18 protein-coding genes are annotated in these 20,378 nt (G+C 39.7%); 16 read left to right on the top strand and 2 right to left on the bottom strand.

Going from position 1 to position 20,378, the window contains the following annotated elements; all coding sequences use genetic code 11:
• Positions 1 to 495: 495 nt before the first annotated feature.
• The 7 genes from DYI81_RS15775 (at position 496) to hisC (ending at position 7,538) form a co-directional block, all read left to right on the top strand.
• Positions 496 to 1,950 carry an RNA polymerase factor sigma-54 gene (locus DYI81_RS15775; protein WP_117008069.1) on the top strand — a complete coding sequence of 485 codons (1,455 nt, stop codon included), beginning with the start codon at positions 496 to 498 and terminating at the stop codon, positions 1,948 to 1,950.
• A gap of 166 nt (positions 1,951 to 2,116) precedes the next feature.
• Entirely contained in the window at positions 2,117 to 2,449 is a 333-nt protein-coding gene (gene raiA / locus DYI81_RS15770; RefSeq protein ID WP_106986020.1) for a ribosome-associated translation inhibitor RaiA, read from the top strand.
• 135 nt (positions 2,450 to 2,584) lie between these two features.
• Complete coding sequence (ibaG, locus tag DYI81_RS15765) at positions 2,585 to 2,836, top strand: BolA family iron metabolism protein IbaG (RefSeq protein WP_106986019.1); 252 nt, start codon at positions 2,585 to 2,587, stop codon at positions 2,834 to 2,836.
• A gap of 7 nt (positions 2,837 to 2,843) precedes the next feature.
• Positions 2,844 to 4,100, top strand: coding sequence for a UDP-N-acetylglucosamine 1-carboxyvinyltransferase (gene murA / locus DYI81_RS15760; RefSeq protein WP_106986018.1), 1,257 nt, complete (start codon positions 2,844 to 2,846; stop codon positions 4,098 to 4,100).
• Positions 4,100 to 4,801, top strand: a complete 702-nt coding sequence (hisG, locus tag DYI81_RS15755) for an ATP phosphoribosyltransferase (protein WP_106986017.1) — start codon at positions 4,100 to 4,102, stop codon at positions 4,799 to 4,801. Before murA ends, hisG begins: the two co-directional genes overlap by 1 nt.
• Positions 4,802 to 4,995: 194 nt before the next feature.
• Positions 4,996 to 6,297, top strand: a complete 1,302-nt coding sequence (gene hisD, locus DYI81_RS15750; RefSeq protein ID WP_171356374.1) for a histidinol dehydrogenase — start codon at positions 4,996 to 4,998, stop codon at positions 6,295 to 6,297.
• A 143-nt stretch (positions 6,298 to 6,440) separates the two neighbouring features.
• Positions 6,441 to 7,538 carry a histidinol-phosphate transaminase gene (gene hisC / locus DYI81_RS15745; protein WP_117008067.1) on the top strand — a complete coding sequence of 366 codons (1,098 nt, stop codon included), beginning with the start codon at positions 6,441 to 6,443 and terminating at the stop codon, positions 7,536 to 7,538.
• Between the two features lie 83 nt (positions 7,539 to 7,621).
• Here the strand turns inward: hisC and DYI81_RS15740 are convergent, their stop codons facing one another.
• Positions 7,622 to 8,959, bottom strand: coding sequence for an anthranilate synthase component I family protein (locus DYI81_RS15740; protein ID WP_117008066.1), 1,338 nt, complete (start codon positions 8,957 to 8,959; stop codon positions 7,622 to 7,624).
• A 252-nt stretch (positions 8,960 to 9,211) separates the two neighbouring features.
• Here DYI81_RS15740 and DYI81_RS15735 point away from each other — a divergent pair, with 252 nt between their 5' ends.
• The 6 genes from DYI81_RS15735 (at position 9,212) to DYI81_RS15710 (ending at position 17,637) form a co-directional block, all read left to right on the top strand.
• The gene (locus tag DYI81_RS15735; RefSeq protein ID WP_117008065.1) at positions 9,212 to 10,261 is read left to right on the top strand and encodes a DUF6160 family protein; all 1,050 of its coding nucleotides are present in this window, start codon (positions 9,212 to 9,214) and stop codon (positions 10,259 to 10,261) included.
• Positions 10,262 to 10,461: 200 nt separating this feature from the next.
• A complete protein-coding gene (locus DYI81_RS15730; protein ID WP_106986012.1) occupies positions 10,462 to 11,295 on the top strand; it encodes a C39 family peptidase in 834 nt (277 codons plus the stop codon).
• Positions 11,296 to 11,350: 55 nt separating this feature from the next.
• Complete coding sequence (locus tag DYI81_RS15725) at positions 11,351 to 12,538, top strand: hypothetical protein (protein WP_117008064.1); 1,188 nt, start codon at positions 11,351 to 11,353, stop codon at positions 12,536 to 12,538.
• Between the two features lie 12 nt (positions 12,539 to 12,550).
• Positions 12,551 to 14,215: an outer membrane protein transport protein gene (locus DYI81_RS15720; protein WP_106986010.1), complete on the top strand. Its 1,665-nt coding sequence runs from the start codon at positions 12,551 to 12,553 to the stop codon at positions 14,213 to 14,215.
• 14 nt (positions 14,216 to 14,229) lie between these two features.
• Entirely contained in the window at positions 14,230 to 15,600 is a 1,371-nt protein-coding gene (gene filE, locus DYI81_RS15715; protein ID WP_117008063.1) for a putative pilus assembly protein FilE, read from the top strand.
• A gap of 21 nt (positions 15,601 to 15,621) precedes the next feature.
• On the top strand, positions 15,622 to 17,637 hold the full coding sequence (locus DYI81_RS15710) for a hypothetical protein (RefSeq protein ID WP_117008062.1): 2,016 nt from the start codon (positions 15,622 to 15,624) through the stop codon (positions 17,635 to 17,637).
• A gap of 105 nt (positions 17,638 to 17,742) precedes the next feature.
• Here DYI81_RS15710 and DYI81_RS15705 read toward each other — a convergent pair whose 3' ends face one another.
• Positions 17,743 to 18,291: an NUDIX hydrolase gene (locus DYI81_RS15705; protein WP_117008061.1), complete on the bottom strand. Its 549-nt coding sequence runs from the start codon at positions 18,289 to 18,291 to the stop codon at positions 17,743 to 17,745.
• Between the two features lie 125 nt (positions 18,292 to 18,416).
• On the opposite strand from DYI81_RS15705, the gene DYI81_RS15700 reads away from it, so the two are divergent.
• From DYI81_RS15700 to tsaB, 3 genes are all read left to right on the top strand, one after another.
• Complete coding sequence (locus tag DYI81_RS15700; RefSeq protein ID WP_117008060.1) at positions 18,417 to 19,016, top strand: CoA pyrophosphatase; 600 nt, start codon at positions 18,417 to 18,419, stop codon at positions 19,014 to 19,016.
• 12 nt (positions 19,017 to 19,028) lie between these two features.
• Complete coding sequence (locus DYI81_RS15695) at positions 19,029 to 19,562, top strand: gamma carbonic anhydrase family protein (protein ID WP_117008059.1); 534 nt, start codon at positions 19,029 to 19,031, stop codon at positions 19,560 to 19,562.
• Between the two features lie 144 nt (positions 19,563 to 19,706).
• Entirely contained in the window at positions 19,707 to 20,372 is a 666-nt protein-coding gene (gene tsaB / locus DYI81_RS15690; RefSeq protein WP_106986004.1) for a tRNA (adenosine(37)-N6)-threonylcarbamoyltransferase complex dimerization subunit type 1 TsaB, read from the top strand.
• The last annotated feature ends 6 nt before the right edge of the window (positions 20,373 to 20,378 follow it).

Here is a 20,378-nt window from a genome sequence, read left to right as displayed (position 1 = left end):
CTCAGAAGTGAAACCTCTTAGCGCTGATGGTAGTGTGGGGTTACCCATGTGAGAGTAAGTCATCGCCAGCTCATTATTCGAAACACCCTCAACTAAATCGTTGGGGGTGTTTTTTTATGTGTGAAAATCAAAAAATTTATGGAAACAAGAAATAAAATCATAACGATTAAAAGTAAACCAGGTTCTATATAAGGTTATTCCAGTGCTTATGAAATAATAATGATTTTTTTGATTACGGTTATAGTAATAATTGGTGTCTCAAGTGGTAGGTGTTGAGCTGGTAGAATTTGGCATTATGCAGACATTATTGAGTTTTAATATTTATGTTTTATTTAAATTAATATTTAATATCATGTATTTAATTATAATTTTTCTGAATTATATAAAAGTACATCCTGTGTTATTTTTGTATGTTTTTTAATAAAAGTATGCTATAAAAAATAAAACGGCATAAAAATTGCTTATAACACGCGGTATTTATATAGGAAAAAAAAGATGAAGTTATCGGTTGGATTAAAAGTTGCAAACTCCCTGTCGCTTACGCCTCAGTTGCAGCAAGCCATTCGTTTACTTCAACTTTCAAGTCTAGAACTAGAACAAGAGATCCAAGTTCAACTCGATAGTAATCCTTTACTTGAAAAAGTAGAAGAGCAATCAACGGTTGAAAGTTTAAGCACTTTGCAGGAATTGGAACAAGATCGGAAAGATTTAACCAATGAACTTAATGCTGATCACTTACCTGATGATTTACCCGTAGATACAGATTGGGATGATGTCTATACCCATCAATCTACGAGTTTAGGCACGCCTGAGTTTGAGGAGCGTGAAGACAATCGACAAGGGCATCAGGGCTTACAAGCACACATGCTTGAACAAGTGAATTTATTACATTTCTCGGTCGTTGATCGCTTAATTGCACATTGCATTATTGATGCTTTAGATGACAAAGGTTTTTTAGATTGTGATATTGCTGAGATTACGACGTCTGTGCAACATCTACTCGATAGTATGGATTACGACGAAGAAATTGAAGATGATGAAGTTGTTGTGGTGTTAAAACATATTCAGCGCTTAGATCCGATTGGGATTGGTTCACGTAATCTTGCGGAATGTCTTACGATACAGTTAGAAAGTTTATCAGAAACAACGCTTTATCGTGGAGAAGCTTTGCTGTTAATGAAGCATTATGAGCTGTTGATTAGTAACGAATTACCAAAACTCATTAAACAAACTGGTTTAAATCAAGAGCAATTAAAAGATGCTGTATGTTTATTAAAAACACTTAAAGCCCATCCAGGTATAGAATTTGAAAATAAAGATTCAGACTATCAGATTCCAGATGTAGTGGTTATGAAGAAGAATGATCACTGGTTTGTGCAGTTGAACCCCGATGTTATGCCAAAGTTAAGAGTTAATTCTTTTTATGCAAATATGATTAAACGTGCTGATCAAAGCGATGATAATCAATATTTACGTAATCAAATGTTGGAAGCTAAAAACTTTATTAAGAGTGTAGATGAGCGGCATAAAACTTTGTTGAAAGTCGCTACATGTATTGTACAGCATCAGCGGGCTTTCTTTGAAATTGGTGCAGAAGGAATGAAACCGTTGGTGCTACGTGATATTGCAGAAGAGGTTGAGTTACATGAATCGACCGTTTCACGTGTGACTACCAATAAATATATGTTAACGCCACGTGGGTTATTTGAATTGAAATACTTTTTTTCAAGCCATGTGGGAACAACGTCTGGTGGTGAGGCATCATCTACAGCAATTCGGGCTAAAATTAAAAAAATGGTTGCTGAAGAAAATATACGTAAGCCTTTGTCTGATAATGCGATTGCAATTTTATTAAAGGAAGAAGGTATTGATGTTGCACGTCGTACTGTGGCGAAATATCGTGAGTCGTTACATATTCCCTCATCTTCTGAAAGAAAAGTCTTGATCTGATTTTTAAAATCTGACTATTCTAGAGGTTCATTATGACGAAATAATGAACCTTTTTTTATTTTAGGAGCAGTGAATGTGATTTGATTAATGAATGTAGATTGATGGTATTGATCAAATGGCTTTGCTGTGACTTTCTTATCCTTTAAAGAAGGCGAGGGATAGAATTATGCAAATTACAATTCGCGGTCATCATCTCAGTATTACACCAGCCATTGAACAAGCCATTCGTTCGAAATTTGCTGAAATGACCAAACATTTAGATCAGGTCAACAGTATGCAAGTGAAGTTAACCAAAGATCATCAAGTTGATAAGCGCTCGAAAAAAGGAAGTTCAAATCATATTGCTGAAGCTATAATTCGTATACCTGGGGCTGAGTTATTTGCTCAAGCAAGTGGGGATGATATGTATTCTTCCATTAAAAAATTGACAGAAAAATTGAAAAGACAGTTACATAAGCATCGAAAAATGCAGTTAGATTACCTACCTTTGGCTATTTAGCCTATATAAACAACAAAAAGAGGTTCGAAAGAGCCTCTTTTTTTATATATATATTGTATGAGACTAATGAATTATTTTTTTTATTTATAGTAAAATGGCAAGTTTTACACCGTTAGTCCTATAAGAGGTCTTGTGATGAATAGTGAACAGCTCACTGATATTTTGAAAGCTGCGTTTCCTGAAGCTGAAGTTGCAGTAAGTGGGCAGGGCGGTAAATTTGATCTACGTGTTGTCGATGATCAATTCGAAGGTAAGCGCCCCGTTGCTCGTCAGCAATCTGTTTATGCACCATTGAACTCTTATATTGCCAGTGGTGAAGTTCATGCAGTAACAATTCGCGCAATGACCAAAGAAGAATGGCGTAAAGCAAGCTTATTCGGAGCTTAATAGATTAATGGATAAATTTTTAATTCAGGGCGGCGTTACGCTCGAAGGTGAAGTGCGAATTTCTGGTGCAAAAAATGCAGCACTTCCACTTTTGGCAGCGATGATTTTAGCTGAAACGCCAATTACGCTTAAAAATGTACCAAATTTAAAAGACGTAAACACTTTAGTGAAATTGATTGCAGGTCTAGGTATTACTATGACTTATGAAGGGGATACTGTTGTTGCAGATACCTCTACATTAAACAATCAATTTGCACCATATGAACTCGTAAAAACCATGCGTGCATCTATTTTGGTGCTTGGCCCATTATTGGCGCGCTACGGTAGTGCACAAGTATCTTTGCCTGGTGGTTGTGCAATTGGCTCCCGTCCAGTTGATCAACACTTAAAAGCCTTAGAAGCTTTAGGTGCTGAAATTGTGGTTGATGCAGGTTATGTTCATGCCAAAGTGGATGGTCGCTTAAAAGGTGGCGAAGTTATCTTTGATATGGTGACTGTGGGTGGCACTGAAAATATTTTAATGGCAGCGGTATTGGCGGATGGCGTAACAACGATTCGTAATGCAGCGCGTGAACCTGAAATTACCGACCTTGCGCAAATGTTGATTGCTATGGGTGCAAAAATTGAAGGTTTAGATACCGATACCTTAGTGGTTACTGGTGTTGAAAGCTTGCATGGTTGTGAGTACTCTGTGGTTGCAGACCGTATTGAAACTGGGTCATATTTAGCAGCTGCAGCCATTACGGGCGGTCGTGTTAAAACGACACATACTGATCCGAATCTAATGGAAGCGGTATTAGACAAGTTTGAAGAAATGGGTGCAGAAGTTACACGTGGTGACGACTGGATCGAACTTGATATGATGGGTAAGCGTCCAAAAGCTGTAAGCTTCCGTACCTTGCCTCATCCAGAATTTCCAACAGATATGCAAGCACAAATCATGGCGGTCAATGCGATCGGTCGTGGTTTTGCAACAATTTCTGAAACGATTTTTGAAAACCGTTTTATGCATGTACCTGAATTAGCACGTATGGGCGCAAATATTCAGGTCGAAGGTAATGATGCTGTTGTTACAGGTGTAGAAAAACTTTCTGCTGCACCAGTCATGGCAACAGATTTACGTGCTTCTTTCTCTTTAGTTTTAGCTGCACTAGCTGCTGATGGAGAAACCTTAATTGACCGTATTTATCATATTGATCGCGGTTATGAAGATGTAGAAGCAAAATTACAAGGTTTAGGCGCCCAAATTAAGCGAGTAAGTTAATGAGCGATATGAGAAACGATGATCCGAACTTTGACGTAATGGGCAATTTTGATCATGGTTTAACTTTAGCGTTAAGTAAGGGGCGTATCTTAAAAGAAACGTTACCTTTGCTTGAAACGGCAGGGATTAATCTTTTAGAAGATCCTGACAAGTCTCGTAAATTAATTTTCCCTACCACCCATAAGCATGTACGTATTTTAATTTTACGTGCTTCGGATGTACCTACTTATGTAGAAAATGGTGCAGCCGATATTGGTGTGGCGGGTAAAGATGTGCTCATGGAGCATGGTGCACAAAATGTCTATGAACCCCTCGATTTGAAAATTGCGGTTTGTAAACTCATGACTGCAGGCAAAGTTGGCATGGAGCGTCCGCAAGGTCGTTTAAAAATTGCCACTAAGTACGTGAATTTAACACGTCAATACTATGCAAGCTTAGGTGAGCAAGTAGATGTCATCAAATTGTATGGTTCAATGGAACTTGCACCATTGGTTGGATTGGGTCATTACATTGTAGACGTTGTGGATACAGGGAATACCTTACGTGCAAATGGTCTGGAGCCACTTGAAGAAATTTGTAAAGTGTCTTCACGTTTAATCGTGAACAAGGCAAGTTTCAAACGTAAGCAACAATTGCTTAATCCAATTCTTGCACAGCTTGAAAAAGCAGTGGAAGCACGTGAAAAAGCAAAAAATGCTTAAGTGATCTGTAGCGATAAAAAGCAAAAACCGCCTATCAGGCGGTTTTTGCTTTTTAGTGGGGATGAAAGTAAAGCTGGATGCTTTGCCAATTTTGATAAAAGTTATTTTCAATTAAACCATGGGTAGCAAATTCAGTTTATTGCCGACAAAGCTCACTAAAACAGGTAAACTAAAGTTTTCCAATACATTACCTAGTGGGTAAATTGATGCGACGTTTATCGACTCAAGATCAGAACTTCAAGCAAGCTTTTGCTGACTTGTTAGCTTTTGAAACTGTGAATGATCCAGAACTTTTAAAAACCGTTGACCAAATTATTGCTGATGTTCGTCAGCATGGCGACGCTCATGTACTTAAGCTCACACAGCAGTTCGATCGACATCCAGCGCATCAATTTTCAGACTTAGAGCTCAGCCAAGCACAGCTCAAAGCGGCATTTGATAGTTTAAGCACAGAGGTGCGCGAAGCTTTAGAAATGGCAGCGAATCGTGTGCGTGAGTTCCATCAAGCACAAAAACAAGACGGTTGGACTTATGTAGATGCCTTGGGCAATACCTTGGGTCAAAAAGTGACACCGCTTGACCGTGTAGGCATTTATGTCCCTGGTGGTTTGGCTTCATATCCATCTTCAGTATTAATGAATGCAGTACCCGCACATGTTGCAGGCGTGCCTGAAATTATTATGGTAGTGCCAGCACCGAATGGTGAATTAAATCCATTGGTATTGGCGGCGGCTTATTTAGCAGGTGTATCTCGTGTCTTTACCATTGGTGGAGCACAAGCGGTTGCTGCTTTAGCGTATGGCACAGAAACCATTCCAATGGTCGACAAAATTACAGGACCGGGCAACCGCTTCGTAGCTGCAGCTAAACGTGCAGTGTTTGGTCAAGTTGGTATTGATATGATTGCAGGCCCTTCTGAAATTTTAGTCTATGCAGAAGGTGAAAATAATGCTGAATGGTTAGCGATGGACTTATTGTCTCAAGCTGAACATGACACTGTGGCACAAGCCGTATTTATTACACCAGATGAACAGCTACTCAATGATGTTGCGCACTGGATTGAAAAGCATTTAGAAGCTTTGCCAAAAGCAGAAATTGCACGCACTTCAATTGAAAATCGTGGCGCATTGGTTTTGGCTAAAGACCGTGCTGAAGGTGCTGAACTGATTAACCAAGTTGCACCTGAACACTTAATGTTGTGTTTGGATGAAGCTGAATTAATGTCAGAAAGTATTCGCCATGCGGGTGCAATTTTTATGGGCCGTTATACACCAGAAGCGATTGGTGATTACTGTGCAGGTCCGAACCACGTTTTACCAACATCGGGTACCGCTCGTTTTTCATCACCATTGGGTGTTTATGATTTCCAAAAACGTTCAAGCTTAATCATGTGTTCTGAAACTGGCGTAAAAACCTTGGCAAAAACTGCAGACGTTTTAGCGCAACAAGAAAATTTGGATGCACATGCACGTTCTGCACGTTACCGTTATCAGTAAGCCATTCAAGTCACAAAATGATTAAGAAATAATTTCCCTCTCCCTAAATGTGCTTTAAAGCAAAATTTAAGGGAGTTGAGGAGAGAGGGTAATAAACTTCTCTACCTCGTCCCTAAAAGAGAGGGGAATCAAGAGAAAAGAAAATGTCGAATATTACAACTGAACAAATGCGTTTTTGGAGCCCTGAAGTACGTGAATTAGAACCGTATGTCCCAGGGGAACAACCAAAAATTCAAAATTTATTAAAGCTCAATACCAACGAAAACCCATATCCGCCATCACCAAAAGTGGTTGAAGCAGTTCAAGCTGTATTGGCGAATTCAGCAGATGCACTTCGTTTATATCCAGATCCCGATGCTTTGGCGTTGAAACAAGCGATTGCTAAACAGCAAAATGTTGCTGTTGAAAATGTCTTTGTTGGTAATGGTTCAGATGAAGTTTTGGCACATATTTTTAAAGCTTTTTTTGTGCAAGAACTCCCAATTCTTTATCCAGACATTACCTATAGTTTTTATCCTGTGTATAGCCAATTTTTTGGAATTGCCAGCAATACAAAAATTCTGCCGTTAAATGATCAATTTGAAATCGTGATTGATGATTATAAACAGCCGAATGGCGGGATTATCATTACCAATCCTAATGCACCAACCAGTATTGCATTGGGTTTATCCGCAATTGAAGAAGTACTACAAGCAAATCCAAATTCGGTGGTGGTCATCGATGAAGCCTACGTGGACTTCGGCGCAGAATCTGCTGTCAGTTTGGTGGCAAAATACGACAACTTAGTGGTGTGCCAAACCACCTCTAAATCGCGTTCATTAGCAGGGCTGCGTGTAGGTTTTGCGATTGCACAGCCACATTTGATTGCCGCACTTGAAGCAGTCAAAAACAGCTTTAACTCGTATCCGATTGACCGTTTTGCAATTGCTGCTGCCGTAGCTTCATTTGAAGATCAGGCTTATTTTGAAGCGCAATGTGCCAAAGTCATCGCGAGCCGTGAGAAACTAGTTGCAGATTTAACTGCTCTTGGTTTTGAGGTTTTACCTTCAAGTGCTAACTTTATTTTTGCGACATTAGCACAGAAGGATGCAGGTGAACTCGCTGCTGCATTGCGTGAGCAGGGCATTATTGTGCGTTACTTTAATAAACCTCGTATCAATCAATATCTACGGATTACGATAGGTACAGATGTTGAAAACCAACGTCTAGTTGATACTTTGAAAAATCAAATTTTGGCCTAAGTGATTTTGGTTATTTAACCCCTCTGTCGTTGGTAAAGAGGGGTAGAAAAAAGCGATTCTAAATGAATCGCTTTTTTTATTTATTAAGGTTGAAACCATGTGTTGAGCAACTTGAGTATGGCATCAACTTTGTCAAAACATTCCTGATACTCTGCTTCACAGTTTGAAGCTATGGTTATGCCACCACCGGCCCATACTGAAACATCGTGTTGATGCTTTTGGATTGAACGAATTAAGATATTCCAAGAACCTGTACCATCATCATTAAAATAGCCCATAGAACCACAATAGGCACCACGCGGTGCACCTTCCAACTCTTCAATAATTTGCATAGCGCGAATTTTGGGTGCGCCAGTGATTGAGCCACCAGGGAGGGCAGACATTAATACGCCAAATGGATTTACATCAGTTTTTAAGCGGGCTTCAATTTCACTCACCATGTGATGCACTTGATTAAAGCTTTCAATATTAAACAGCTTTGGCGTTTTTACTGTTCCTATTTCTGCATATACACTCAGGTCATTACGTAGTAAATCTACAATCATGACGTTTTCAGCCATGTCCTTTTTAGATGCTTTGAGTGTGTTTTTAGATTCGGCATCCAGTATTGGATCTGCATAACGAGGCATAGTGCCTTTAATCGGTTTAGTTATTAATTTACGCTCCGATTCAAAATCAATAAATAATTCTGGCGAGCAACTTAAAAGCTCAAATTCGTCGACTCTTAAATAGCCTGCATAAGGTGCATCAGTTAAATTCCATAACTGCGAGGCTGTATCTAAAAGTAAGCCAGTCGCCTTTGCTGTAAATTCTTGAGTGAGATTAATCTGATAACAGTCGCCCGCTTTAATATAATTTTGTACTTGATGAAAAGACTGCTGGTATTGTTCAAAACTCCAGCGAGCTTGTAGTGGCTGTTGTAACTTAAAACTAGGAAGATAAATTTCTTTATTTAATAGCTCTAATAAAACTTGGTAACGTTGCTTTGCCTTAGGATGATGGCTAATGAAAGTCCATCCTTCAGCACTATATTTTAAATAGGTACTAAAGCGACCAATAAATAAGGCTGGTTGTGTTTTAGAAGCAGTTTTAACTTGTTTTGAAGCCGCAAAATCATAACCAATAAAGCCTAATAGGCCACCCTGAAAACCAGAAGTTGAGTTTCTATGATCGGCTTGAAAACAGAATTCAGGCAAAGATGGAATTGACTGTGCGCTGTACGTATCTAAATTTGTTTCCTTGTAATGAAATGTTTCATTATTTTGATGAATGAAGTATTCCTCTGCGAATAGACCAATGGTCGGTTGTGCGTGATCATTCAGATAAACAACATGGGATAATTCAGCCAAAGCAGATAGTATCTGTGTAGCAGACGAGCTGTGTTTAAGAATGAGTCGTTGATAAACAATCGGATTTTGCATAAACCTAAATGTGCATGAGGCTAAACGTGGCCATAGTGTATCTCAATGTGTTTATGAAGTATGAGTAAATACCGTTTATCGGCGAACTCTAAATTGCGACCAACGACAGTTGAACAAAAAGTGACACAGATATACTTTAATCAAGCGAGCAAACTACTCAAGGAAAGATGTAATCGCTGTCACAAAACGAATAAACAGCAGTAAGCATCGAGTGGTTGACAATCATAAAAAAATACTCTTGGGAGAGTAACAATGAAAAAATTCACTAAACTTGTTTTAGTATCTTCAATGGCAATCAGCGCAAATGCTATGGCAATGCAAGCAATGGATGATGCGGCGCTTAGCACAACTACAGGTCAAGACGGTATCAATATTGGTATTGGTATTTCAAAAATTGAAATTGAGAAACTATTTATTCATGACAATGATGGTCTTAGTTCACAAGATTCTAAAGGTCAAGATATTGCTAAAGGCTCTGCAGGTTATGGTGGTACGAGTACTGCAGGTGCAATTGTAATTAAGGGTAATGGTAAGTCTGGTGATGTTAATGAAAAGTTCGGTGTAGTAGTTACGGCTAATTATAATAGTCTATTAGCTAGTCACAACTTGGCAGATATTACAATTGATAGTGATGCTGGAACAGACGGTGCATTCTTAAATATTGGTGCTGCTGTTTCTGGTTTAAATATTAGTATTGGCGAAATTGGTGTTACAGCATCGGGTACGCAAGGAAGTGCGGTAAATGATGATGGTAAGACAAGTGCTTCATTAATTCGTCGTGGCGGTACAGCAAGCAACTATAATGCAATCTTAAGCGGACTATCACTTGTAACAGGTAAGATGGATGCTAATATTCAGATTGGCTCGGCGCCTCAAGGTGCTATGATTAAATTAAGTACAACTATGCAGGGTGGTTTGGAGATTAAGAATCTAGGCATTCTTGATAACTCAACTAATGGTGCTACTTATGCATATGATACGTCTTCAGGTTCTGCTGTTCCGGTTAAAACAAATAATCCAGGTGAAATTTTTATTGAAAGTATCAAAGTTGCAGATGCTAACTCTAAAGATTTAGCAATAAATGCAAGTGTTCGAGTATTTGATACATCGAGTAATTCTACTGATAAAAATAAAGGCTTTATCCAAATTGATAGTGCAAGTGGCCCTATTGATAACTATGTAAAAGGAATTCATTTGGGAGCACGTAATGGAGGCTCTATTGGTGATGTCGAAATTCAAGGACTACAAACATATAATACTTTAGGCGGAAAAGGTTCTACGATTACTATTAGTGGCCGTTAATCTGTTTTAGTGTTGAAAAGCGCGTGATATTCACGCGCTTTTTTTTACAAATAAAAGATGAAATACATCAAAAATATAAAAAAATAGCTGTTTTTTTTTGCAAAAAAAGGTATCTTGCAATTAGACAAGGAAGTAGAGCGTTAGCTCTAAAATAATGATAAAAGGCACATCAACTGCCGATAACTAAAAAGTTAGAAGATATGTTAGAGATAGCACTAGGCTCGGCATTGATGTATTACTTTGCCAAAGAGTCATTTGATATAAAACAAAAGCCAGCCGGAGCAGTGTATTACACTGAAACTCTGGATTCACGCAATGATTCATTTACCCGTATGCACCGTGAAACGGTAAAAATTAAACCTGCAGTTGAAGACCAATTTCGTGGCATCGTTCGTCAAGCCTACGACTATAGCTGTGGTTCGGCTGCTTTAACGACACTGTTAAATGGCTATGTTGGTGCCAAATTAACTGAACAACAAACCATGAATGGTTTATTGAAATTTGGTGAAACAGAAAAAATTGTAGAACGTCGTAGTTTCTCATTGCTTGATATGAAGCGCTTTGTAGGAGCATTAGGCTTAGAAAGTGGTGGTTATCGCGGAGAGTTCACCGATTTGGTGAAACAAGGCGAACCTGCAATTGTGCCTATTTCTTATGCGGGATTTAAGCACTTTGTCGTGTTTAAGGGCTATAAAAACGGCCGTGTGTATGTGGCTGATCCAGCATTGGGCAACATTAGTTTTGACGAAACTCGATTTAAAGAAATTTGGGAAAACAACACACTTTTTTTAATTAATGTTGCACCTGATAAACGTCAAAGTATGTTGGCATTAAATGAAGCTGATATGCGACATGTTGATGATGCAACTGTCAATCGCTATGCATTTGTAGATTTACAATACCCTCAGTTTTATATGGATAAAATTGCAGATAAAGCATCGACAATTCGACTTGATAAAAATATGAATGAATCGTCGGAAAATTATGGGCAGTCGAACTATAACTTCTTGAGACTTTACTACAAGAATAAGTAAGGCCAGAACTTAAGTTATAAACAGATTAAAAAAATAAAAAGCGGTGGTATGGAAAATGAACAGTAAATGGATGAACAAAACCTTATTGGCAGTCAGCGTGCAAATGTTGATGGGGGTTGCTTATGCAAATGAACCCGCTTTGGGTGGGTATGATGCTGTTGAGGAGCAGGCAGTAGCAGCTGAGGATACAACACTGGGAGGGTATGATAGTGTTGATGAAACATCTACAGCATCAGCTGAGCCGGTTGAGCAAACTGAAGCACCACAAGAGCCAGCCCCAGTAGCACAAGAGCAAGCACCAGCAAAAAACTCAGATGCTTCTGCAGCGCTTCAAAAGCAAGAAGGTGATGCAACGCAAGAGGCAAACCTTCAAGAAGTATTTACGTCCAATGAGCGCCAATACTCCTTAATCAAAAAAGGCGAAATTTCTTCATATTACGATATTGATTATACGTATTATCGTGATACACAGCTTGATATGGAAATGGCAGAAGGTCAACTGTATCAATTGCGCGTGCAAGAAAATGCAACGCACTCAATGACCAACACCTTTACTTTTCAATATGGTATTCGTGATAACTTAACTTTCACAGCTTCATTACCATTAGTGACCAAAACGGATCTTTTGAAAGACACGTCAACAGCTGGTTTAGGTGATATTGCCTTAGGTGCTCGTTGGGAACCATTTCCTTTAAAAGCTGGTCGTTTACCACTGATTCTATTTGGTAATTTATCGACCAAAACGGGTGATAGCCCGTACGAAGTAAATGCCACTAATGACCTAGCGACGGGTAAGGGCTATTACTCTGCTGGGGTGGGTGCAAGTACACGTAAATATATTGATCCAGTAGTGTTATTTGCGTCAGTTTCTGCGAACTATGGTTTTAAAGAAACTGGCTTAAATCAGCGTCGTGGTACACGAGTCATCACTGATTTTGAACCTGGTATTAGTGGTGGCTTTGCGTTTGGTTTTGCGTACTCATTTAACTACGATGTGTCTTTGACTATGTCGTATCAACAAAGCTTTAATACTGGATCAGAATTCACTTATAGCAGTGGAGAATCATATTCTCCTGCGGATCAAACCAGTTCAACACTGGCATTTTCTTTAGGCGTGCGTGTTTCCCCAGATACGATTGTGAATGGTACAGTTGGTTTGGGTTTAACAGAAGATGCGCCAGATGTTTCATTGGGTCTTTCATTCCCGCTTGATATTTTAGGTTTCGGCAAGAAGCTCCGCTAAGAGGGTGTCCGTATGAACTATGTTCGACTGCGTCCACTCGTTAGCGCGATAATTTTAACGGGATGTTCCAGTGCTGCATTTGCACAGCTTGGAACAAACTTATCGGTAGATGTGCGTTCACTGGCTTTGGGTAATGCTGTCACGGCAGATCCACCAGGAATTAGTGCAGTACATTTTAACCCAGCAGCACTGACTAAAATTGAAGGCCTACAGACTGACCTTCAGGGAATTGTTGCTAATTTTGATATTCAACGTGAGTTTTCAGTTCCAGCGGGTTACAACGTTTTTGGTTATTCAGATGACCCAATGGTTTGTAATGATGGACCAGAAGTAGCTGCCGATCTATGTACAGATTTTAAAGGCACAGTTAACGGGAATGTGGAATATGCAAGTTTGTATGTTCCAGGCCTTAAGAAAATGGTGGATTTGGGACCTGGAACACCTGTCGCTGCTCCAACTGCGGGTATTGCATATAACCCACCAGGTTCTAAAGCGACATTTGCTACAGCAATTTATGCACCTTTAATTGCAGGTTTTGGTGCTGAAAATGGCAACCCTGGTAATTATATGGGGCAGCAGGTTGCTCTAGAGCGTATTACCTATTTATCTCCAACGATGGCTTATCAAGTCAATGATGAATTATCGATTGGTGGTGGTATTGGAATGTCTTACCAAGCAATCGCATTGAAAACGGATTTGCGTTTTCCAAATGAATTGATTGGTATGCTTCGTATGATTGACGAAGTTGTTTGTACGCCTTTTAAAAATAATTCAGACATTATTACGGATATTTTGTTGCTCGGGATGTGTAATGCTCAAGAGGGCATGAATCCGTTTAATAAATTTGGTCAGATGCAGTTGGCTGTTGAGCAGTCATTGAGCCCAAGCTATAACTTGGGTGTACTTTGGGAACCAAGAGAAGACTTTAGTTTTGGTCTCGTGTATCAAAGTGCGGCCAAGATGCGTTTGAAAGGTAAGTATTACATTGAAAATGGTAATGCATCGCAAGAGTTAATTAAAGGTTTAATGTCTTCACCGACAGGGCAAATTTTAGCGGCGATTTTAGGCTTCCCATCGGCTGTCCCAGCTGTTGAATCTGGCTTGGTGTCTATAGATTTTGAATATCCTGCGCACATGCAAGCGGGTATTAAATACAAAATCATGCCTGATCTACAAGTCAATTTTGACGTTGGGTGGACTGATTATAGTGCTTGGGATAAGTTTGCTTTTGAGTTTGATCGTCAAATTTCAGCACTTAAAATTGCAAAATTATTGTCTTCAGATATTGGTGATACGTCCTTAGCTTTACCTCTAGTCTTTAAATCGCCTTGGAATTTTGGCATTGGACTTGAATACTCAGCAACAGATCGTTTAAAGCTTCGTGCAGGTTATGAACCACGGACCAGTTCGATTCCTGATGGGAAGCGTAATACGATGGTTCCAATTAACGGGGCACAATTATTCGGTTTAGGTGTGGGCTACCGTTTTGATGCTGATACAGACTTGGACTTGTCTATTGGTTTCTTACGCAGTCGCGATAGTATTCCTGCAAACACTAGTAGCTTGGCTAACCAAACTGGGGTAAATAATATTTTATTAAACCCTTATGCTGGTTTAAACGTGAAGACAGATACCAAAATTACTATTTTAGGATTGAACTATAGAACACGATGGTAGGACTAGTATTCAGGATGAATAAAAAGCACTTGTTGAACATGATGCTGATGTTAGGGTTAGCATCAGTATCGAATGTCTATGCAGAAGGTATATTTCATACCATTATTGGACCTGATGGGCGTCCAATTGTGGTACAGCGCCCAGATCTTCCAATAAAGAAGAAGGTAAAGGTGCAGGAGAGCACAGCTTCAGTAGATACAGCGAGTGTAAAAACTGAATCACCTTCTTATTTAGATCCTGAACGTGAAGCTCATGTTCAGGATGTTGTTCGTGGCTTAGCTGGAAAGCGACCTTCGCAGATTGTGCAAGGTGTAGCGCAAGAACAACATCAACAACAGATGAAGAGTACGCAAAAAAATGCTCAGCAGGTGGTCGTGCGTGAAGAAAAGCAGATTGATCAAGCAAATCCGGCCATTTCAACACCAAAACCACAGCACGATGTTACTGAAAAACAGGTTGAAAAAACGTTAAATAAACAGCAAAGCACAGTTGTTTATACACCGGTTAATCAAGACCTCACAGTGGCGAAGCCGAATCAGAATACTGCTGTACAAGTAGCAAAGCAAACGACTGAAGTATTGCCAAAAGTTGCTAGTGAGAAACAAAGCAAAGCGATTGTAGAGCAACCTAAAAAGGTGACAAAAACCCCGCCAATGCCTGCAATTGTACAGGATCAAAAGCGCACAGAGTTATCGACCATTGATGGTGATACGTATGTGAATAATGAGTATTTAGAAGAAAAAGAATTTAATCTTGAGGGTAAAAAACGTTTTTATGCGATGCCAGAAGGCGTAATTGATCCTAAAACTGGTGCAACACGAATGCAGATGGTTGAGCGTGAAAAAGGTGTAGGACAGTCTGTTATTGATAATTTATTTAAGAAAAATCGTCCTGCAGAAGATAAGCCAATTGTACTTTCGACCAGTTACTATCGGGTATCAAAAGCAGATACGGTTGAAGGTCTTGGGCAACAATGCTTTGACCAGAAACAATTATTAAAAGCCAAAGTGTTAAAAGCTCAGCAAGATACCAATTTATGGCCACGTGCGCCACTCACTGCACAATTTGATTTTGAACTTGTTAAGTTAGACGCGACGATTAAAAATATTGGAATACATTCGTATGCATCGAAGCAAAATAAGCCTGTATTTTATTGGCCTTTTGCCGTATTTTTAGACGCTAAAGGCTGTGTAATGGAAGGCGCAGGAGGTTATAAAAATAACGATGCTAATGCAAGTCATTTATACCGAGAAAAAATTGAAGGTGTAATTCAAGTTCCTTCAGGTACGACATATTTATTACTGACACCGCTCGCAACAGCCATTGATGTCGATGAGCGTGTATTAAGTAATCAAGGACAACTTAAATTAATTGCAATCCGTTAAGGATAGAAAAAGAGAATCAGGATGAAAAAAATATATGCTTTACCATTTGCAGTCACTGCTTTGGTTGCTGCATTAAGCGGTTGTGGTGGTGAAAGTGCAAAAGTTATTCCAGAAACTTACGATAGCAGTACAGTAAATGGTGCCTGTAAGAGTGCCAGTGAAAAATGTGTAGAATTTATATTAGATTATCCTGTGGATGGCATTAATTTTACCTGTTCAAGTGATAGCAAAAATAAATTTGTGACCTTGTTTGATGCCAGTGAAGGTGTGTCTTCTGGGGCATGCCGTGTCGGTGATACGGTGAATTTTTATCTACAAGGTGAAAAAGACAAGCGTATAGAGCTGGGGAGTATACAACTTGATAATTTGTCTAAAGTGGCAAGCTCGAGCACACCTCCACGCTTAACCTTAATTGATTTAGCCTATGGTATGACCAAGCAACAAGCGCAGGCTATTAGCCCAACTGATGCAACGGTAAAAGTGGCGATGCGTTTAGCCATGATAATACAAGCCTTGGGTATGAAAAATAATCAAGTAGCATCTGCAACTGAAATTCAGCCTGTATATATCAGCGACAGTAATCGTCAAGCAATTGAAAGTTTAGATAAAACAGTCACAACAGCCACTTTGGTTGGCTTTAGTGATACTGAGTTTGCAACTTGGTTGAATCAATGGCTAGGTCAAACACCAATTAGTGCAACTGAAGCATTTTCAGTGGTTGAAAATTTAATGAATATTTCAACCGCAGCTGTATATCAACCTGAATTTGCTTTATTTTCAACAGAGCAAAGTTTGATTAGTGCGGTAAGTGGCTCAAATGGTTTGGTTGGCTGTGATAAGGATGTTTGCGCACCATCTGATATGGCGAAGAGTAATATTTTTGGTCACTTTTTATTAATGACTGACCGTCAAGGCGTGACTTTCGGTAGCGGGTTACAATGGCGTGGTACGGTTGATCAGTCATTAACAACGATTGGTGGGACGAATGCGTTGCTCATGACCAAGGTCAAGCCTAAGCAGATGACAGCCACACCACAAGAGACATGGATTGACCCTTTAACTAAGGAAATTGACCATGCACGCAAACTGGGCTTTAAGTTTGATGTAGATGAAGCAGGTGCTCAACCGTTGGTGATTACGCAAGGTACGTTGCTGGCGAATAAAATGGTGGTGGGTTCAGGCGGGACTTTATACCAAACGCTTACCAATAAAAAAGAATCAGAAATTACGAGTGCAGACGCCGCTAATTATGGTTTATGGAATCAAACTGTGAATGGTAGCTTATATAAAGGGACATTGGATTTATATAAGTTGTATCCACTGTCTTATTTAGACAAAAATGTTTTTAGTACTCAAGCCAATACAGCAAAATCAACCTATGTATTCCCTTTATATGCGGACTTAACGTTTAAATTTAATAATACAACGGTTAAATCAGTCAAACTTGGCATTGTGATTGACCGTAATGGGGATATTCGTACCAACATTAAACCGAATGTACCTGCGAATATATTTGATACAGCTATTGGTACAGTAGATTTATCTACAGATGATAAGGTTGGTTGTAGTGGTCAAGATGTATTAGATAAATACACCATGCTTGATGATCAGAATACGCAGCAATATCGTATTGGTACGGTCACTCGTACGTTTACGAGAGGTTCAAAAGTTACACCTGAAACCATCTCACTGCGTATGATTTTGGCAGATAAAGCCTTGGGCACATTAAATGGCGCTTTAATTGGGATGAATACCACAATTCAAACGTCTACAGATAGCTCAACAAATATTGTGGTGGGTGGTGCATTATTGCAAATGGCGAATTTACTTTCTGCTTCTGCAGGTGTGAAACCAAGTGGTGTGGTAATGACTGACTCTGCAAATCAGAAGGTACGATGGGCCAACAGTTTTGCAAGTTTTAACGGCACCTACAGTAATAGTGTACCTGCAGACACAGAATCTAAAGAGATTGCCAAACTTGCCGGTGGTGAAATTACTTTCGATCTTGCACCGTGTTATACGGTAAAGGCTAAATAAAAAGGTCTAGACTTGAATAAAATAAAAGCCCATCTTCGGATGGGCTTTTGCATTTGGGTAACACACGTATTCATTTTTAATGAAGCTATGCAATCACACAGGGCATTAACCTGTATGGTCGAGTCGTGTACCTAAAGTTTCTAAATGGGTCTCAAATTGTCCCGTTTTACGGTCCGCAAAATAATGTCTAAGCGTGCGTTCTACACTTGGAAATGCAAGATCATTCCATGGGATTTCATCTTCACTAAATAAGCGAGACTCGATGGTTTCTTCACCTGCACCAAACTCACCATTTACAAGCTCTGCCTTAAATAAGACATAGATTTGTCCAATACGTGGAATATTGTACATGCAGTAAAGTTGCTGAATGTTGACTTCGGCCTCTGCTTCTTCACGTGTTTCACGTGCAGCGCCTTGTTCCATGGTTTCAAACAGTTCCATATAGCCTGCAGGCAGTGTCCAAAGTCCATAACGTGGCTCAATAGCACGTCGACACAATAAGACTTTATCTTCCCAAAGTGCAAGTGCGCCGCAAATCACTTTAGGATTGACATAATGGATGGTATTGCATTGTGTACATACACGACGCACTTGGTGATCGCCAAGAGGAATTTTTTCTGCTGTTTTATGTCCACAGTTACTACAAAAATTCATATTCATCGTCAATGATAAAGTGAGTGATCAGCATAACTGAAAAATAAATGTTTAGCATCATTTCTAAACACAAGCACTAAAATTCGGCTATGATGAAAATATTGAAAAAATAAGGATAAAGACGAATGGATGATCGTTTATTGACACATGTGCTGCAGCAAAGTTTACGCTTTTCTCGCCGTACCCAACCTGCACAAGCGGCGGTGTTAATTGCGATTACCAATGAGTCTAGCCCCAAAGTTTTATTAACCCGCCGATCGGCCTATTTAAATAATCATGCTGGGGAAGTATCTTTCCCTGGAGGTAAGCGCGATCCAAACGATACGAGTAATATTGTGGTGGCCTTACGTGAGGCTCAAGAAGAAACCGCGCTGAATCCATTTGATGTGCAATTGTTGGGGGAGTTGCCTATGCAAAAAGCCCGTAATGGCATGTTGGTGAAGCCGGTCGTGGGCCTTATTCCGCCTCAAGTGGAGTTGATTGCACAACCCGCAGAAATTGATCGTATTTTTTTTGCCTCCTTACAAAAGTTAATGGACGCACCGCCCATTCCTTATGAAGTGCGTTATGCCCATCAGTCCTTATATTTTCCAAGTATGCGAGTGGAAAATGAAATTGTTTGGGGGCTAACAGCGCGCATGTTGGTATCACTCTTTCAATATGGTCTTAATTATCAAAAAGAATGGCCATTTCTTGTCAATTCCCCTGTATTTAAAATGAAATAAAACGAGTGCACTATGTTCTATAAATTTGAAGGGCATTGCCCACAAGCGAGTATTCGTCCTTGGAATGGTTGGGCCGCAGATAATGCCACCGTCATTGGACAGGTTGAATTGGGTCAGCAAGTGAGTATTTGGTTTGGTGCAGTGATTCGTGCCGATAATGCTAAAATTAAGCTGGGCGATTTTACCAATGTGCAAGAAAATGCGGTGCTACATACCGATGCTGGTATTGAAATGCATATAGGGGAATATGTCACCATTGGACATCAAGCCATGTTGCATGGGTGTACGGTCGGTGATAACAGCTTAGTTGGTATTAATGCTGTGGTGCTCAATCATGCTGTGATTGGTAAAAATTGTATTATTGGTGCTAATGCTTTAATACCTGAAGGCAAGGTAATTCCAGATAATTCTGTGGTGATGGGTTCACCTGGCAAAGTAGTAAAAACTTTAGATGATGTGACAGCTGCAAAATTAAAAATGAGTGCTTTACATTATGCATCGCACTTTTCGAAATTTAAAAATTTAGAAGTGGTGCATTTGGATTAAGGCAACCATAGGCTGCACTCAGTTTGGGTAAATGCATTATCTTTCTACGGTCAAATATCATACTCACAGAGATTTCCTCGCGCACTACGCATGAGTGGAGTATGATATTGGTCATTTTTCAGATTGACTTAAATAAGGTTGTGCATGAAAGTGCTGGCACTGGAAACTGCGAACGAGCAGTGTTCCGTATGTATTGCAGAAGATAATCAAGAACTCTACTTCCAATTAGATGCGCGTGCAAAAGCACAGACGCAAACGATTTTGCCTCTTATTGAGCAAGGTTTTAAAGAATTAGGTATTCAAGCAACTGATTTAACTGCAATTGCGTTTAGTCGTGGTCCGGGCTCTTTTAGCGGTGTTCGTATTAATGCTGCTGTAACGCAGGCCTTGGCATGGGCCAATGATTTGCCTGTCGTGCCAGTATCGACCTTACAAGCGATGGCACAAGCAGCCTATCGTATTGCGGGTTTAACCGCGGTGACAGCAGTGCTCGATGCACGTATGCAAGAAGTCTATATTGCAAGCTTTGAATTAGATGCTGATGGCATTATGCAGGCCATTGATGAAGAACAATTATTAAGCTATAGCGAAGCTGAACAAGCTGTAAAATTTACAGTTATTGGCTCGGGTTCAGCTTTAGTTAAGCCAGAACAAGTACAGTACGTCGCAGTTACTGCAACGGCGCAAGATATTGCGACGATTGCAAATGCACAAGCACTGAAAAAAAATTGGGTAAGTGCGGAATATGCACTACCTGTATATTTACGCGATAATGCCTGGAAAAAAATTCCAGAACAAGGCAAACCATAATTAGGA

The organism is Acinetobacter sp. SWAC5, assembly GCF_003419885.1.
GTDB lineage: Bacteria > Pseudomonadota > Gammaproteobacteria > Pseudomonadales > Moraxellaceae > Acinetobacter > Acinetobacter cumulans.
Note: the sequence above shows the minus strand (reverse complement) of the source record. Positions and strands in the feature narration are given on the sequence as shown.